Raw genomic sequence first — 17,696 nt, 5'->3', positions numbered from 1 at the left:
CGAAAATGAGAGATTCGTTTTTGTGCAATGCACAATATTTCGGAATGTCGGACCCTCGGTGAGGTAAAGTGCGGTTGCGGCGAGGTGGAAGGGCGGAAGAACAGCCAAGCTCGGATCGGCAATGGCTTCAATTTCCTGGATATTTTTCGCCTGCTTAAGGCTCTTCATACCCGGTGAATCGAATGCGAGACATTTTCCGCACCTTTTTAATTCCGGCTGACTTGCGTCAAAAAACACGCTAAAATGGCGTCACCGTCAAAGACGTTCGCCCGGCGCGGTCTTGGGAGGGGATGCGAAAAAATCGCACCGCGCCGGGCGTTACGTCTTCTCAATCCATGTCGTTCAGAGACAATGCCGTTTACAGGCAGGAACTGTCGCACGAGGATGTGAGGCAGACGGACTGCGGTAGACCTTTCGGCCGCTCGCCATTACGGCACATGGTTCGGGGGCAACAAGGATTGGGTTCATGAGCCTTGGCCTCGCGGCGTTGTTTTCGCTTTGCCTCATTGGTCTTTTGTTCATCGTGGCGGCTGCGGTCGAGGCCGACAGTGCACGCGAGATACCGCGTATCGCGTTTCGGGGCCGCTGGCGCCACCGGGTCTATACGCTCGGTCTGGGTGTCTACTGCTCGAGCTGGACGTTTTACGGATCCGTCGGAAGCGCCGTGCGCGAGGGGTGGAATTACCTGCCCATCTATCTCGCCCCTTGTCTCCTGCTTCTGCTGGCACCGGGTTTTCTCCAGAAGCTGGGGGATGCGGTCGACGAGGAAAAGGCGGCGACCATTTCGGATTTCATTGCCGCGCGCTTTGGTCATGATCCCGGAATGGCGCGGCTTGTCACTTTGACTGCGCTGAGCGCGATCGTTCCCTATGTCGCCTTGCAGTTACGCTCGATTGGGATCGCGATCGCCTTGCTGTCATCGCGCGATGTCGCCGGGCCGGTGATGATCGCGGCGGCAATGGTGCTTGGCCTCTTTGCAATCCTGTTCGGGGCGCGGCGCTATGAAGTGGCGGGGCGAACCGAAGGCCTCATGTTCTCCATCGCACTGGAATCGACGATCAAGCTGGTTGCGCTGATCGTCGTGGCGGGGGTCAGCCTGAAAGTGGTTGCCGCGGCGCCTGCGATCCGGGTCGAGCAGAGCATGCAACTGTTGCAGGAGCACTTCCGCCCGGCAGCACTCTCGATCGACTTCGGGGTGATCCTGCTGACTTCGGCGCTGGCCATCGTCGTCCTGCCGCGCCAGTTTTTCATGGGGCTGGCCGAAGCGCGTGATCCGCATGACTTGCACGCCGCACGGTTTGGTCTGGCGGCCTATATCGCGGCCATGGCGGCGATGATCTTGCCGATCGCGCTTGCTGGTCTCGTCGCCCTGCCGCGTGATGCGGCGCCCGATCTCTTCGTGTTGCGCATCCCCTTTGCCGGGCACATGCGCTGGCCGGTGATTGCGGCTCTGCTTGGGGGGATCAGCTCGGCAGCAGCGATGGTGATCGTCGACACGACTGCACTGGCGATCATGGTGTCGAACGACCTCATTTTCCCGGCGGTCCTCCGCAGTGGGGCAGCCGAAGTCGGGAACGGCCATGTCGGGCGGCAGATGATGGGCGTGCGGCGTCTGGCGATCATTGCGGTGATCGGCGCGTCATTGTCCTGGGCGCTCCTCTTGCCTGCACGCAGTTCGCTCGCGTCGATCGGTCTGATCGCTTTTGCGGGCATGGCGCAATTCAGCCCCCATTTTCTTTTGGCGGTCTATGGCAAGGGGCGTGATCCGATTGCCGGACGCCTGAGCCTTGCCGCAGGGTTCAGTCTTTGGCTCTGGACGCTGGCCTTGCCGCCCATCCTGCCGCCAAGCTGGTTGGAAGCGTTCAAGGAAACGCCGTTTGATCCCTTGCACTTGTTTGGCGTCGGACACGCGAGCCCCTTTGTGCATGGGGTGATCTGGTCCCTGACCGTGAATTGCGTCGTGCTGATCGCGACGACCGCCGGTCGCGAGGGGCAGGGGGATCGGCCTTTGCTCGTACGTGGAGCGCGGCATGTCCGAAACCAGGGCGAACTTGCGCAACTGACGGCTCGGTTCATCGGCGCGGAGCGGACCGAAGAGGCATTCCCCCCTGCTTTGCATCATGCCAAGGTTGACCGGACCGCAGCGCGACGTGCGCAGGATCTCATCGCCGGTGTTGTCGGGCCCTCGTCCGCTCGTGCGCTTGTCGCTTCGGCTCTGGCCGGAGGGCACATGGGAATCGACGATGTGACCCGGCTTCTGGACGAAGGTGGGCAATCGCTCCGCTTTTCGCGCCAGTTGCTCGCCGCATCCTTCGAAAACCTGCCTTCTGGGATCAGCGTCGTCGACGCCGAGCTCAATCTGGTGGCCTGGAATTCGCTCTACATCGAATTGTTCGGCTATCCGCCGGGATTGGTGCGGGTCGGGGTGCCCATCGCCGACCTCATTCGTTTCAACATTGAGCGCGGGGGCTTTCCCGGGCCGATGGATCAGCAGGTCGAGCGGCGTCTGTCCCGCCTGCGGGCGCGCCAGCCTTATGTGTCTGAGCGCATCCGACACGGTGGGCGGGTGATGAAGTCGGTCGGCGGTCCGATGCCCGGAGGGGGGTATCTGACGTCCTTCACGGATGTGACGCGGGAAGTCGAGATGCGCGGAGAACTCGAGCACATGCTCGAGGAACTGGAAAACCGCGTGACCGCCCGCACGCGCGAATTGTCCGAAGCCAATCACCGCCTTGCCGAATCAACGCGGGACAAGACGCGTTTTCTGGCCGCGGCCAGTCACGATCTCCTTCAGCCGCTTCATGCCGCACGGCTGTTCCTGGCCGCGCTCGATCGTCAGGCCGGGGAAGCGCTGCGTCCGTTGGTTGGGCGGGTTGAGCGGGCCATCAGTGCGGCTGAGGCCTTGCTCAGGGCCCTGCTTGACATTTCCCGGCTCGATGCCGGGGGAATCCAGCCCCATCCCGAAGTGATCGCACTGGCGCCGTTCCTGCGCGACGTTGCCGAAGGGGTTCGTCCGCTGGCCGAGCAGAAGGGGCTGCGTCTTGTGACAGGGCCGCTCTATGGGGCGGTCTGCACCGATGCGGGCCTCCTGCGATCGGTGGTGCAGAACCTGCTGACCAATGCCGTGCGCTATACCGAGAGCGGCGGGGTCGTGATCGGCGTGCGACAGCGCGGGGATTTCCTGCGCATCGACGTGATCGACACCGGGGTCGGCATTCCCGCCGAGCAGCAGAAAGCGATTTTCAGCGAGTTCACCCGTTTGGGGACGGTTGATGCCGAAGGGCTCGGGCTGGGGCTCGCGATGGTCGAGCGCATTGCCCGTCTGCTCGACCTGCGGATCGAGCTGGCCTCGCGGCCGGGGCGCGGCAGCCGGTTTGGCGTGATGATTGCCCCGGTATCCGCGGTTGTCCCGCTTCACGATGCCTTGCCGGATATGACCGGAGAGCAGGCGACGCGATCGTTGCGGGTGCTAGTGGTCGATAACGATCCGCTCATCATCGAGGCGAGCGAGGCGCTTCTGGCCAGTCTGGGCCACGAGATGCTGGCCGCGCGGGAAATTGCCGAAGCCCTGCCGCTTGCACGCCAGGCCGATGTCGCTCTGATCGATTATGATCTCGATCACGGTGAGAACGGGCTCGACCTGATCGACAATCTGCGGGCCGAGCTGCCCAATTTGCCTTTGGCGGTGATCAGCGCCACGCAGAACACCACGCTGAGGGCGCAATTGCGCCAGCGCGGTGTTCCTTTCTATGCCAAGCCGGTCGAGCCCGCCGATCTTGCGGCGTTTCTCGCCCGAGCTTCACATCGCGAGGTCGAGGCCCAGTGAACGGGCGGCCAAGGCCGCCTGGGTCCGGTTCTGCACGTCGAGCTTGCGCATGATCGCGGTCATGTGCGCCTTGACGGTCGCCTCGCTCATGCCGAGGTCATAGGCGATCTGCTTGTTGAGCTTGCCTTCAAGAACGGCGAGCAGGACTTTGAGCTGCGTCGGCGTGAGGCCGGCGACCGTGCCGCGCACCCGTTCGACGGGATTGACCGGGGCAGGGGCGTTGATAGCCTCCGGATCGACCGGTGCTTCGGCATCGGGACGCTCGAGCGCGCCACGGATTGCCGCTTCGATCTGGGGGAGATCGGCATCCTTGCGCAGGAAACCGACGGCACCGAACGCGCGCGCTTCATCGGCGGCATTGGCGTTGTCGGCGCCCGAAACCACCAGGATCGGAACGGAGGGACGTTCCGCGTGGAGGAGGGCAATGCCGGAGTACCCGACAGCGCCGGGCATTTTCAGGTCGAGAGTGATGAGGGACAGGTCCGGCGTATCGGCCGCAGCCTTGGCTGCTGTCGCAAGGGTGCCAGCCTCTATGATCCTGGCGCCGGGGACGATGGTCGCAAGGGCCATCGCAAGTGCCTGTCGGAACAGCGGATGGTCATCAGCGATGAGGACAGTGGGATTCAAGGTTTCTCCCTCTTGTCGCGCGGAATGTCGATGGCATCCACCACGTCCGCATAAAGCGCGGTCGCGGTGGCAGGGCGCCACCTTCACCCCGCCATTCCATCCGGAGGGGGGCCGAGGACGCGGCCGTTCCGGATGGCGCTACGAGATGCTTCGTTATTGCCGGACGAAGGGATCGGCAAGAGCGGAAATCGGGGAAAAACACGTGTATTCGCCGCAAAGTTTGCTGTTGCGACGCAAGATCAATGAAATGTCCGATACCGGCACCTTCCCGCCTCGCAAAGAGGCGGAAAGGGTGTCCGGCACATGGAACCCCGGGTTTCGATCCCGAGAATCAGGCGGGCGCCAGCTGCGGCCGATTGGCGATCAGATTATCGACAACCGACGGATCGGCCAGAGTCGATGTGTCGCCCAGGTTCGACATGTCGTTCTCGCCGATCTTGCGCAGGATGCGCCGCATGATCTTGCCCGAGCGGGTCTTGGGCAGGCCCGGCGCGAACTGGATCACGTCCGGGGTCGCGATCGGGCCGATTTCCTGCCGGACCCATTGGACCAGTTCCTTGCGCAAGGCGTCGTCGGGATCGACTTCGGCATTGCAGGTGACAAAGGCATAGATGCCCTGGCCCTTGATCTCGTGCGGCATGCCGACAACCGCGGCTTCGGCCACTTTGGGGTGGGCGACCAGCGCGCTTTCGATTTCGGCCGTGCCCATGCGATGGCCTGACACGTTGATCACGTCGTCGATGCGCCCGGTGATCCAGTAATAGCCGTCTTCGTCGCGACGGCATCCGTCCCCGGTGAAATAGGTCCCCTTGAACGTGCTGAAATACGTCTGGAAAAAGCGTTCGTGATCGCCCCAGACCGTGCGCATCTGTCCCGGCCAGCTGTCGGTGATGACAAGGCAGCCGTCTGCCGCACCTTCGATGACGTTGCCGTCATTGTCGACGAGAGCGGGTTGGACGCCGAACATCGGGCGGCTTGCCGAGCCGGGCTTGAGCGGGGTCGCGCCGGGCAGGGGGGTGATCATCGCGCCGCCGGTTTCGGTCTGCCACCAGGTGTCGACGATGGGGCAGCGCCCTTCGCCGATGACCTTGTGATACCATTCCCAGGCTTCGGGATTGATCGGTTCGCCTACCGAGCCGAGCACGCGCAGCGATTTGCGGCTCGTGCGGTGGACCCACTCGTCGCCTTCGCGCATCAGCGCGCGCAGGGCCGTGGGAGCGCCATAGAAGATCTCGACTTCATACTTGTCGACGATCTGCCAGAACCGGCTCGGATCGGGATAATTGGGAACGCCTTCGAACATCACGGTCGTCGCGCCGTTGGCGAGCGGTCCGTAGACGACATAGGAATGTCCGGTCACCCAGCCCACGTCGGCCGCGCACCAATAGATCTGGCCAGGGCGGTAATCGAACACGTACTGGTGAGTGAGCGAGGCCCAGACCGCATAGCCGCCGGTGGTGTGCAGCACGCCTTTCGGCTTGCCGGTCGATCCCGAGGTGTAAAGGATGAACAGCGGATCTTCCGCGTTCATTTCCTCGGGCGGGCAGTCGGTCGACTGTTCCGCAACCGCGCTGGCCCAGTCGAAGTCGCGGCCCTCTTCCATCGGGATGTCGGCGCCGGTGCGCTTGAGCACGATGACGGTTTCGACGCCACTGCACTGCTTGAGCGCCTCGTCGACATTGGCCTTGAGCGGTACGCGGCGTCCTCCGCGCAACCCTTCATCGGTGGTGACGACAAGCCGGCTGTCGCAGTCGGTGATTCGTCCGGCAAGAGCGTCGGGCGAAAACCCCGCGAAGACGATGGAATGGATCGCGCCGATTCGCGCACAGGCCAACATGGCCACCGCCGCCTCGGGAACCATCGGCAGATAGATCGTGACGCGCTCTCCGCGCTTGATCCCCTTTGATTTCAGAAGGTTTGCGAAACGGCACACTTCGGCATGGAGATCGCGGTACGTAATCTTGCGATTGGGTTCGGTGGGGCTGTCGGGTTCCCAGATGATGGCGATGTCGTCGCCGCGGGTGGCGAGATGGCGATCAAGGCAATTCGCAGAGAGATTCAGTGTTCCGTCTTCGAACCAGCGAATCCCGAAATCGTCTTCATAAAATGAAGTATTTTTTGCCTTTGTGAATGGCTTTATCCAATCAAGCCGCTTTGCCTCTTCTGTCCAGAATGACTCAGGTTCTTCGACTGAACGGCGGTACATTTCAAAGTACCGCGCTTCGTCGATCAGTGCTGACGCCGCCCATTCGGCTGGCACCGGGTAAATGGCCTCACCCATTTGTCAGGCTCTCCTCTTTATTATTGCGACGGTTTTACCGCAGCGGTCTTTAAAGCCGCGTATAGACCATGGTCGTAAATATAAGACCAATCTCTCGCTGGTTGCAAAGCGGGGATACCATGAATGTGCGGAAACAGTGTCTCACAAGATGGACACCTACAGGAGAGGATTTAATGGTGCTCTGGCATCTGCGCTACACGACTGCCTTGTTGACAGCCGCGGCCTTGGTCGTCCCGACCGTGGGCATGGCGCGTCCGGTCCATCACAGCGCAAAGAACACCCATGAGGCTGAACTCGAAGCCCGCCTTCAGAAGCTTGAGGACGAAGTTTCCGAACTGCGCGGCGCGTTGAAGGCTGCCAAGGCGCAGCAGGCGTCGACGACGCCGGTCCCTGCCCAGGCTCCCGTTTCGACCGAACAGTTTGCCGCCGTTCAGCAGGATGCGGCCGCCGCCCGTGCCGAGGCGATCACCGCCACCCGTACCGCGGAAGCCGCCAGCGTGCGCAGCGTCGAGACGCAGAAGAAGGTCGACACGCTGGCTGATGCGACGCCCAAGCAGGGCTTCCGCTCGGGCAACTCGAACGTCGTCCTGTCCGGCTATATCAAGCTGGTCGCGAGCAGCGCGCGCTATAACGGCGGCGACGTTCCGACCAACACCCTGGGTCGCGACCTCTACTTGCCGCAGTCGGTGCCGGTCTTCAATCCGGCTTCGCCTTCCTCGCCGACTACCGTTACCGATTTCAGTGCCAAGCAGACCCGTTTCTGGGTGGACGCCAATACGAAGCTCGGCCGTCACGCGCTCAAGGCCTATATCGAATTCGACTTCCAGGCCGCGCCGGGTACGCCGATGGCCCTGGGTCAGGGGACGCAGCGCACGACCAACGCCTATGACCTTGCTATGCGTCGCGCGTTCATCCAGTTCGACCGCTGGACCTTCGGGCAGGACTTCACCAACTTCGAAAACGTCGCGACCTTGCCGGAAAGCACCGACTATGTCGGCGGTATCGATGGCCTGATCTTCGCGCGTCAGCCGATGGTGCGTTACGCGCTGCCGGTGGCGAAGAACACCAAGCTCTACCTCGCGGTCGAAAATCCCGAAACCGCTTCGGCCACGGTCGGCGCGGCGGGCCTGATCGAAAACGGCGAGGATCATGCACCCGACGCGACCGCGCGTCTGGAATATGTCAGCTCGTTCGGCCTGCTCGATCTCGCCACGGTCTGGCGCGAACTGCGCGTCGACAATGCCAAGACCGGGGCGGCCCATATCGTCGATTCCCGTCTGGGTTGGGGTGTCAGCGCCCAGGGCAAGATCTTCCTCAGCGCCAACCATCTCAGCGACATTCGCTTCCAGGCGACGTATGGCGAAGGCATCGGCCGCTATCTGGGTCTGAACTTCAGCCCCGACGCCGTGCTGCAGGCGAACGGCAATCTCGGTGCGGTCCGCAATATCGGTCTGTTCGGGGCTGGTCACATCGCCATCGACAAGCAATGGCGCGTCAACCTGATCGGCAGCTGGCAGAAGGTCAATTACGCCGGTTATCTCGACCATTCCGCGCTGGGCGTCGGCACGTACAACCGCGAGGCATGGAGCGCGGCGGGCAACGTCTTCTTCTCGCCGGTCAGCAACGTCGACCTGGGCATCGAATACCGTCACGGTAATCGCGAGATTGTCGATGGGCTGAACGGCCATGTCGACAAGTTCGATTTCGCGGCGAAGTATAGCTTCTGATCGTTCGCGCCGGTCTGTCCGGCGCGGCGACACAATAATCAATGAAAACTGTCCCCGCGGCAAAGCGGGGCAGGAAGTTTTGGGTCCACTCTAAATCTGGGGATGAACCGGCAGGTTCGGGCGTGAGAGCCTGTGCCCGACCGGTTCATGGGAAGGAGCAACTGAAATATGGCGACCGTGCACGATCCGGGGGCGAACGCCTCTCTGCCGAGACATCACACCGCAACGCACAGCGAAAAGCTGGTCATTACTGCCAGCTCGCTCGGCACGGTGTTCGAATGGTATGACTTCTATCTCTACGGTCTTCTGACCGCGATCATCGCGGCGCAGTTCCTGACCGGTCTCAACCCGACCACGTCCTACATCATGGCGCTGCTGGTCTTTGCGGCCGGGTTCATCGTGCGTCCGTTCGGTGCGCTTGTTTTCGGCTGGATCGGCGACACGTTCGGTCGTCGCTACACCTTCATCATTACTCTGACCGTGATGGGGCTCTCGACGTTCCTGGTCGGCTGTCTCCCCACGTACAAATCGGTCGGTGTCGCGGCGCCCGCGATGCTGGTCGCCCTGCGCATGATCCAGGGTCTGGCTCTGGGCGGCGAATATGGCGGCGCGGCATCCTATGTCGCCGAACATGCTCCCAACGACAAGCGCGGCCTCTATACCAGCTGGATCCAGATCACCGCGACCGCGGGTCTGGCGATGGCGCTGTTCATCGTCATTCTCGTCCGCTCGCCTTCGGTCGGCGTGGGCGAAGCCGCGTTCAAGGAATGGGGCTGGCGCATTCCCTACCTGCTGTCGGGCGTGTTCCTGATCTTCGGGCTGTGGCTGCGTCTCAAGCTGCATGAATCGCCCGTCTTCCAGAAGATGAAGGAAGAAGGCACAGGTTCGAAGGCTCCCCTGACCGAAGCGTTCGGCCAGTGGCGCAATCTGAAGGTCGTCATCACTGCCTTCTTCGGCGCGATCGCCGGGCAGGCCGTGGTCTGGTACACCGGCCAGCTCTACACGATGTTCTTCCTTGAAAAGATGCTCAAGGTCGAAGGTCTGACTGCCAATACCCTGATGACCGTCTCGCTGCTGATGGCGACGCCGTTCTTCCTGGTCTTCGGTCGCCTGTCGGACAAGATCGGTCGCAAGCCGATCATCCTCACCGGTTGCGCTCTTGCCGCTGCCACCCTGTTCCCCACTTTCCACGCTCTGACCGAGGCGGCCAACCCGGCTCTTGCCGCGGCACAGGTCAATGCCCCCGTCACCGTCACCGCCAACCCCGATGAATGCTCGTCACAGTTCGACCCCGTCGGCGGCAAGACGTTCGACACCACCAGCTGCGATATCATCAAGGCGATGCTTGCCAAGGCCGGCGTCAACTATCGCAACGCGCCTGCCGCTCCCGGCACGCTGGCGTCGATCACCATCGGCAACGAAACCTTCTCCGCTCCCGATCCGACCAAGCTGGCTGGTCCTGCCCGCAAGGAAGCGATCGAGGCGTTCGCCCGGACCGTCGTCGGCAAGCCTGCCGTCGCCGCCAAGCCCGCCGAAGCCGGCAAGCCTGCCGTCGAGGCCAAGCCTGCCATCATCGGTGCGCTCGAAAAGGTCGGTTACCCGACGAAGGCCGATCCCGCCCGGATCAACACGCCGCTCGTCATCCTGCTGCTGTGGTACCTCGTCCTCCTGGTGACCATGGTCTATGGGCCGATCGCGGCCATGCTGGTCGAACTGTTCCCCAGCCGTATCCGCTACTCGTCGATGTCGCTGCCCTATCATATCGGTAACGGCTGGCTCGGCGGTCTGCTCCCGGCGATCGGTTTCGCCATGGTCGCTGCCAACGGGAACATCTATTACGGCCTGTGGTATCCGGTGATCGTTGCGGCCTTTACTGCGGTCGTGGGTCTGTTCATCCTTCCGGAAACGAACAAGAACAATATCGATGACTGATTGAACTTCCTCGCGACTTGATGGAGTTGCGTGAATGAAAGGGGCAGGACGGGACCGTTCCTGCCCCTTTCTGCGTGTCAGTGACGTATATTAGCTAAAAGTCTCGCTCGCGTGGGGGCGGCCGGTAAGTCAAGTAATCGGTGTCGAGAGAGCATGCCCCCGCGACCTTATAAGATGGCGCAGCCGGGTAACGGCGGGCAGGGAGTGGAAGGAAAAATTGGGATGAGCGACGCCTATCGCCGCGCGTGGCAGCGAAGCATCGAAGATCGCGAAGGTTTCTGGTCCGAAGCAGCTGAGGCGGTCGATTGGTTCGCCCCTCCGGCCCAGGCATGGAATGACGAAACCGGCTGGTTCGGCGGCGGCGTTCTCAACACCTGCTACAACATGGTCGATCGTCACATCGCCGCCGGGCGAGGGGATTCGTTGGCGCTGATCCATGACAGCCCGGTCACCGATTCGGTTCGGCATTACACTTATGCCGAACTGGGCGAGGAAGTCGGTCGCGTTGCCGCGATGCTGGCCGCGCTCGGGATCGCGAAGGGCGATCGCGTCGTTATCTATATGCCGATGATCCCCGAAACGGTTTTCGCGATGCTGGCCTGTGCGCGGCTCGGGGCCGTTCACTCGGTCGTCTTCGGCGGCTTTGCACCGCTCGAACTCGCCAAGCGCATCGATGACGCCACCCCGCGCGTTCTGCTCGCGGCCTCGTGCGGGATCGAGGGATCGCGCACGATCGGGTACAAGCCGATGGTGGATGAGGCGCTGCGCCTGTCGACGCATCAGATCGAACGCGTCGTCCTGTTCCAGCGCGATCGCCAGCAGGGCGAGATCGTCGCGCCGCGCGACATCGACTGGGCCGACTTGCGCGCCGCCACTGCGACCGATCCAATCCCCGCTCCGGTTCCGGTCAAGTCGGAAGACCCGCTCTATATCCTCTATACCTCGGGCACGACCGGCACCCCCAAGGGTGTCGTGCGCGAAAACGGCGGCCATGCCGTCGCGCTCACCTGGTCGATGGCCAATATCTATGACATTGCCCCGGGCGATGTGTTCTGGGCCGCGTCCGACGTGGGCTGGGTCGTCGGGCACAGCTATATCGTCTATGCGCCGCTGCTGGTCGGGGCGACGACGGTCCTGTTCGAAGGCAAGCCGGTCGGCACGCCCGACGCGGGTACGTTCTGGCGCACTATCGTCCGCCATGGCGTGAAGACCTTCTTCACTGCGCCGACCGCGATCCGCGCCGTGCGCAAGGAAGATCCCGATGGCGAATTGATGCGTTCGATCGGTATCGGTGATTGCCGCGCGATTTTCCTCGCCGGCGAACGCGCCGACCCCGAAACCATTGCCTGGGCCGAAGAACAGAGCGGCCTGCCGGTGATCGACCACTGGTGGCAGACCGAACTCGGCTGGCCCGCGCTTGCGACGTGTTTCGCGCTCGGCGACACTCGCCGCCGTCGGGGCAGTGCCGGTTTCCCGGTCCCCGGCTATGATTTCGCGGTGCTCGATGAAATGGGCCATCCGGTTCCCAACGGCGACAGCGGTGCAGTCGTCATGCGCGAGCCGCTGGCCCCCGGTGCGTTCCGCACGCTGTGGAACAATCACAAGGGCTACCAGAAGAACTTCCTCGCGTTTCCCGGCTGGTACGAGACGGGCGACGCCGGGTACATCGACGCCGACGGCTTCGTGCACATCATGGGGCGCACCGACGACATCATCAATGTCGCCGGACACCGTCTCTCGACCGGGCAGATGGAGCAGATCGTCGCGGCAACGCCGGGCGTTGCCGAATGCGCGGTCATCGGTGCCGACGACGCGATCAAGGGCATGATCCCGGTCGCATTCGTTGTCCCTCGCGCCGGGCTCGCGGATGAAGCGGCGCTCCATGCTGCCGTCATCGCCGCCGTCCGCCGCGAACTGGGTGCCGTCGCCGCGCTCAAGACCGCCTATGTCGTGCAGCAGTTGCCCAAGACTCGCTCGGGCAAGATCCTGCGCAACCTTCTGCGCAAGATCGTCAACGGCGAGGAATTCACCACTCCGGCCACGATCGACGACCCCGCCGTCCCGGCCCTGCTGGTCGCGGCCGTCCATCCGACTGTCGCTGTCGACTGATCCACAACAAGACGAAAAAAATAGGGGTGCGGCGCCTTCAACCCCATTGCCAGCCGCCGCACCCCTCGTTAAAGGCACGCTTCCTGCCACCCAAGGCACGCCGCTTTAGCTCAGTTGGTAGAGCACATCATTCGTAATGATGGGGTCACGTGTTCGAGTCACGTAAGCGGCACCAGGGGCTTTTTCCCAAGACGTCTCAACGCATTGATTTAGCTGGATTTTCGGTCGATTTTATCCTCCGGACGTTCTCGCTTTGTCCCATGATTTCTCACCACTTTTCATGCCAAGTGGGGGCATTTCTGGGGGAAACGGGAGCCTAGCAAAAGGCGTTGCCCCCAAATGTCGCTTAAAGCTCTGCAAATAAACGGGTTTTTGGCTTCAAACTCTCCCTACCGCAAGCCCGACGAAAAAGGTCTCTATCTCGAGGTCCGACCCTCCGGGGCGAAGATCTGGTACTTCAAATATCGGCTCCACGGCGTCGAGAAGCGCTTGTCTCTTGGTCAGTGGCCGGAGGTAGGGCTGAAAGAGGCGCGCGCCATGCGGGACAAGGCGCGCGATCTGATTCGTGACGGCGGTGATCCGGCTGTCGAGCGCCGCAAAAAGAAGATCGAGGCACGCCTACAAGCTAGCAACACGTTCCGTGCCGTGGCTGAGGATTTCATCAGCGTGCGGCTGGAGCGTAGCGGTAAGGCGCCCGCGACGATTGATAAGGCTCGCTGGTTTCTCTCGCACCTGACCCACGCTGTTGGCCACTTGCCGATCGTCGACATTACCACTCCCGATTTGCTGAATGCCCTGCGCAAGGTGGAAAGCGAAGGCAAGCGCGAGACGGCGCGTCGCACCCGCGCCTTCGCCAGCCGGGTGTTCCGCCACGGCGCCGTTCTCGGGCTATGCAAGAACGATCCTGCAGCCCTGCTCGACGACGCCTTGGCTGCGCCGATCGTGAAGCACCGCGCCGCCGTTCTCGAGCCGCGCAAACTTGGCATTCTGCTGCGTGCCATCGACGAGTTTTCTGGCACCGAAGTTGTCAAATTGGCCATGCAGATCCTGCCGCACGTGTTCTTGCGACCTGGTGAGCTGCGCTTTGGCAGATGGGAGGAGATCGACTGGGATGACGCCATCTGGCGCGTCCCGGCAGAGCGCACCAAGCTGCGCCGGCCCCATTCTGTGCCCCTTTCGCGCCAGTCGTTGGAATTGCTTCGGGCCCTGCAGGACCGCACTGGCCAATTGCCCTACATGTTCCCGGGCCAGCGCAAATTCACCGTGCCGATCTGCGAGAACGCGATTAACCTGGCATTTCGCCGCATGGGCTTCGATCAGGAGACCGTCACGGCCCACGGATGGCGGGCCACCGCTAGCACGCTGCTCAACGAAAGCGGGTTGTGGCATTCCGATGCGATCGAGCGAGCCTTGGCGCATGGGCATTCGAACGCTGTGCGCGGCACCTACGCCAGGGGGCAGCACTGGGACGAGCGCGTGAAGATGGCACAGTGGTGGAGCGATTATCTGGGCGGCCTGAAACTTTCCGCAGCGTGAGTGCGGCTGGGCAGCGTCTACAAGGCTGCCCAGCACACTGGACGGAATCGACCAGACTCGGACTTCACTTCAACTTCGGCGAACGGCTGGTTCTGTCTGAAGCCGGCGAAACGATCCGGAGCCAGGGCTATGACGTGGGAAAACTCCTCCGTGCGAAAGAACCCAACTGTTCACCCTTTCTTCGGGGCAGAAAATGACCGACTGCGCGGTACCTCCACAGCGTCACATTGGCAGATCGACCACGTTTTGAGCGCCGAATAGCTTTGTAACGGCTTCCATTGCCGCATCGCTAAGTGCCTGTGTCGCGAGCACAGCAAGGCGTTTTTTCGGCCGGGAAACGGCGACATAGAAAAGATTGCGACAGCGGTGAAAGCCGCCCGTGTTCTTATCGGTGATCTTGCCGGTTGTGAGCAGTTCGAAAAACTGCGGCCAGTTGTAGTGATTCCAGCCGCCGCTTAGGATGACGAGCACGTTTTCGAACTCGGCCCCCTTCACGCTGTGCTGGGTGGCGAAGGGCGTGAAGCCATTGATGAAGTCGGTGACGGCGATCAACTCGCGATAGGGGACGTTTCGCAGCTCACGGTAGCGCTTGAGCGATTTCGGCTCATCCTCGGTCGGCTCGGGCCCCAGCTTTGCGATCTCATCTTCTCGGTGGACGACACGATCGCTCAATCGCGGCCGTCGCGTACCTTTCAGATGGTCGATCAGTTCGCCGATGGTCCCAGTTTCCCGAAGCGCGATTAGCGCGTCCATGTCGGCCTGCCATTGCGCCTTGTCGGCCGTCTTCCGGATGGTCGGGATGCCGCCCATTAGTCGGAACATTTCCCCGTAATTGCCCGCCTTGTAGGCGGCGCAGATGGGCTCGACGGTATCGGCCAGGAAGGCAATCGCAGCGTCCTCCTTCTTGGCGAAAGCCTCGTTGCGATCGAAAATCCGGGCGATGTTGGGATAACCGCGCTCGGCCGCGATAGCGTTGTGGGTGAGCATCAGGATCTTCGTCCGCGCGGGATCGAAATCCCAGCCCTCGTCCTGTAACGTCTGACGGACGCGCTCGATCGAATCCGCGTGCGAGTCTTCGGGCAATTCCTGTTTGCCGTTGCGGGAATCGACACGCGCGCCGGCAAACAAGTTAGTGTGGAAAAAGCGGGCTTCGCCTTGCCCGTCCACGTCGTTGACTTCCTGCACAAGCTCCGGGCGCAGGCGGTTGAGCACATCCACGATGACCGGGACCGAGCGAAAGTTCGATCCCTTGTCGATGCCCTCGACGTTGGGGAGATCGAGGAGCGCATGATCCTTGCGGTAGATCGTTTGCCAGTGATCGCCGAACAGACCGGTGATCGGACCGTCGCCCGACGCGAAGAAATGATCGGCCAGCGCCGACATCACGAGCGGGTCGGTGTCCTGATACTCGTCGATGAAAAGGACGGGGTACAGGCTCTTGAGAATTCGTTTGAATTTCGCGTTGGCGAGCATCGCCGCGAGGAAGCGCGGAACGTCGTCATGGTTGAGGGTGATCCGTTTCTCGTCGATCCCGAAGAACCCGAGATTGTAGTCCACCTGCTGATCCTGAATCCCGCCCGCCGCCTTGATCGCCTCGCTGTAGGGCTCATGCGCGGCGACGAGTTCGCGCAGGGTCTTTTGAAACCGGGAGATGAAAGCCCAGCCGAACCCGTGGATGGTGTTGACGAGGATGGCCGGGTGTTCCTCGATCTCGTTAGCGATCTCCTGCCGGGCAACCTCCGTGTAGGTGATGCACGCGACCTGCTGCCCTGCGTGTATGAGTGCCGGGCCGCTCTCGGCAATGATCTTCTTGAGTGCCGCAACCAGCGAATATGTCTTGCCAGCTCCTGCGCCTGCTTCGAGCCGGAAATTCTGGCTGTTGCCGAGGCATTCGTCGAGGCGGGCCTGTGCCTGTTGAGCTGCTACAACTGCCGGCGATGGTTGCCCGGTCACGCTGCCCCCTCGGCCGCTGGCGCGTCGGCCCCACCCGGCGCTGGCGGGACGTCTTCGGGAACGATCGGCGGCGGCGCGTCCGGCGGCGGCTCCGATAGCCAAACGAGGCCCTCCCTGATGTATTTGGGGACGTTCCAGTCGGCCTCGATGATCGCGAAACGGATAGCCTCCTCGGACTTCTTGAAATCCTGCGCGGCATCGAAGGCGTTCTGTGCGGCAGCCGCATCGTCGGCGATCCCGAAGCGATCGAGATTGGCAAGGATCAGCGCGTCTTCGTAACTCCGCGCGGTGTGAGCTGAACCGTCCTCGGGCATTTGGTAGGCGATGCGGCAGAATCGGCGCGTTTTGTCGGCCGGCGTCTTCGCGGTGAGCGCGGCGACCGAGATCATGGCGTCATCAAACCACCTTTTCAGGGCGTTGTTCGAAGTCCGCTCCGCTTCCGCGCATAGGCATTTCCGCAGCTTGCCATCGGGATGCAGGCGCACAGCGTCGATGTCGGTGACGATAAGCGTCTTCAGCTCGAGGAAGTCCAGCAGCGGGTAGAAAACCTGCGCGTGCGCGCCGCCAACCTCAATCGTCGTAATATATTGCCGGCAGAGCTTCGCTTCCGGGGGAAGCGTGTCATCCACCAGTTTCAGGATGCGGGGCATCAGGATTTTTTCGGTCGCGCCTTCGACGAGGATCACCTTGTCTGCGAAATAGAGGTCACACTTCGTCAGCGTCATATACTGCTGGAGGAAGCTACGATCGTCCGACTGAATCGCAGCCGCGCCCTTGCGGAAATCCTTCACCTTCGTCCGCCTGACGCCTTGCGCGGCGGTCGGCTCGTTGAGGAAATACCGGATGGCGTCGAACTGGGCCGCGTTCGCTAGATGCGAGGAGTGCGTGGAGACGATGAACTGCACCTGCCAGACAGGCTCTCCGGGATATTTTTCCGAAAGCGTGGCTATGGCTTCGTTGAGCTGCGTGATGAAAACTTCCTGCATCTGGGGATGCAGGTGCGCTTCCGGCTCCTCGATGAAGACGAGATGCGTCCCCGGTCGGGTGGCGGTGCTGCGATAGGTTTTGTGCAGGGCTTCGAGCTGAAGCAGGATATAGATCAGGTTGCGCGTTCCAAGGCCGTTGTAGCCCTCGGGCAGATGGACTCCATCCGTCCCCGTGTAGAGAATACGGGTGTTGTCGGTCAGAAGGCTCTCAACGTCGATCTGCGTCTGCGGGCGCAGCTCAGTGTCGTTGAGGCTCGGAAATCCAAATGAGTTCAGCGCCGGCAACAGCCCCTTGAGCTGATCGTCAAAATCGCCCTGCATCGTCTGTTCGATACCCGCGACGGCGGCCTTGAGCTGAGTGGCGATTTCCTGATCGCCCGGCGATGCGTTGAGATTGCTCGCCGTGCGGAAGAGCTTGTTGAGAAGCTTGCCGATCACGTCGGTGTCGCCCCGCTTGCCCATATCCAAGGTGCGCTGCGCCTTGACGAAGCCGGTTTGCAAAAGCGCCTTGAGTTCGGCGGTGCCGTCGAACGCCCGGCGATTGTTTGCGTCGGTCGGGTCGATCGCGAAACACTTGATCGAATATGCGGCGGGGATTGCATCACGGAGGTGTCTGAACAGTACCTCGTTGGCATTCTGGGCGCCGGCTTCGTAGTCGGGAAGATCGAGCAGCGGCGCGATTTTGTTGAGCGAGCAAGAGTATTCGATCAGAGCGATGG

The 17,696-nt window shown here is 62.1% G+C and carries 9 protein-coding genes and 1 tRNA gene; 6 read left to right on the top strand and 4 right to left on the bottom strand.

The window, feature by feature from the left end:
* Positions 1-466 precede the first annotated feature (466 nt).
* A complete protein-coding gene (locus Y88_RS16185) occupies positions 467-3,826 on the top strand; it encodes a PAS-domain containing protein (RefSeq protein WP_008071162.1) in 3,360 nt (1,119 codons plus the stop codon).
* Here the strand turns inward: Y88_RS16185 and Y88_RS16180 are convergent.
* On the bottom strand, positions 3,800-4,453 hold the full coding sequence (locus tag Y88_RS16180; RefSeq protein ID WP_008071161.1) for a LuxR C-terminal-related transcriptional regulator: 654 nt from the start codon (positions 4,451-4,453) through the stop codon (positions 3,800-3,802). The two genes, Y88_RS16185 and Y88_RS16180, sit on opposite strands and share 27 nt — an antisense overlap.
* Before the next feature lie 331 nt (positions 4,454-4,784).
* The gene (gene acs / locus Y88_RS16175) at positions 4,785-6,734 is read right to left on the bottom strand and encodes an acetate--CoA ligase (protein WP_026167096.1); all 1,950 of its coding nucleotides are present in this window, start codon (positions 6,732-6,734) and stop codon (positions 4,785-4,787) included.
* Between the two features lie 173 nt (positions 6,735-6,907).
* On the opposite strand from acs, the gene Y88_RS16170 reads away from it, so the two are divergent.
* The 5 genes from Y88_RS16170 (at position 6,908) to Y88_RS16150 (ending at position 14,038) form a co-directional block, all read left to right on the top strand.
* The gene (locus tag Y88_RS16170; RefSeq protein WP_008071154.1) at positions 6,908-8,461 is read left to right on the top strand and encodes a DcaP family trimeric outer membrane transporter; all 1,554 of its coding nucleotides are present in this window, start codon (positions 6,908-6,910) and stop codon (positions 8,459-8,461) included.
* Between the two features lie 168 nt (positions 8,462-8,629).
* On the top strand, positions 8,630-10,393 hold the full coding sequence (locus Y88_RS16165) for an MFS transporter (RefSeq protein WP_008071150.1): 1,764 nt from the start codon (positions 8,630-8,632) through the stop codon (positions 10,391-10,393).
* 222 nt (positions 10,394-10,615) lie between these two features.
* On the top strand, positions 10,616-12,502 hold the full coding sequence (locus tag Y88_RS16160; RefSeq protein ID WP_018076149.1) for an AMP-binding protein: 1,887 nt from the start codon (positions 10,616-10,618) through the stop codon (positions 12,500-12,502).
* 99 nt (positions 12,503-12,601) lie between these two features.
* Positions 12,602-12,677 (top strand) — tRNA-Thr (locus tag Y88_RS16155).
* 164 nt (positions 12,678-12,841) lie between these two features.
* Positions 12,842-14,038: a tyrosine-type recombinase/integrase gene (locus Y88_RS16150; RefSeq protein ID WP_018076150.1), complete on the top strand. Its 1,197-nt coding sequence runs from the start codon at positions 12,842-12,844 to the stop codon at positions 14,036-14,038.
* Positions 14,039-14,260: 222 nt separating this feature from the next.
* Here Y88_RS16150 and Y88_RS16145 read toward each other — a convergent pair whose 3' ends face one another.
* Positions 14,261-15,991, bottom strand: a complete 1,731-nt coding sequence (locus Y88_RS16145) for a UvrD-helicase domain-containing protein (RefSeq protein ID WP_008071144.1) — start codon at positions 15,989-15,991, stop codon at positions 14,261-14,263.
* On the bottom strand, positions 15,988-17,696 hold a 1,709-nt coding region (locus tag Y88_RS16140), incomplete at its 5' end, for an ATP-dependent nuclease (RefSeq protein WP_157132680.1). The genes Y88_RS16145 and Y88_RS16140, both read right to left, overlap by 4 nt.

Origin of the sequence: Novosphingobium nitrogenifigens DSM 19370 (genome assembly GCF_000192575.1) — a bacterium.
In the GTDB taxonomy this organism is placed as follows: domain Bacteria; phylum Pseudomonadota; class Alphaproteobacteria; order Sphingomonadales; family Sphingomonadaceae; genus Novosphingobium; species Novosphingobium nitrogenifigens.
This window is presented reverse-complemented; position numbering and strand designations above follow the sequence as displayed.

Bases quoted from the DNA above. Each gene is read 5' to 3' on its own strand.
- Y88_RS16160 (WP_018076149.1), top strand. From the start codon at position 10,616: ATGAGCGACGCCTATCGCCGCGCGTGGCAGCGAAGCATCGAAGATCGC.
- Y88_RS16170 (WP_008071154.1), top strand. From the start codon at position 6,908: ATGGTGCTCTGGCATCTGCGCTACACGACTGCCTTGTTGACAGCCGCG.
- Y88_RS16185 (WP_008071162.1), top strand. From the start codon at position 467: ATGAGCCTTGGCCTCGCGGCGTTGTTTTCGCTTTGCCTCATTGGTCTT.
- acs (WP_026167096.1), bottom strand. From the start codon at position 6,734: ATGGGTGAGGCCATTTACCCGGTGCCAGCCGAATGGGCGGCGTCAGCA.
- Y88_RS16150 (WP_018076150.1), top strand. From the start codon at position 12,842: ATGTCGCTTAAAGCTCTGCAAATAAACGGGTTTTTGGCTTCAAACTCT.
- Y88_RS16165 (WP_008071150.1), top strand. From the start codon at position 8,630: ATGGCGACCGTGCACGATCCGGGGGCGAACGCCTCTCTGCCGAGACAT.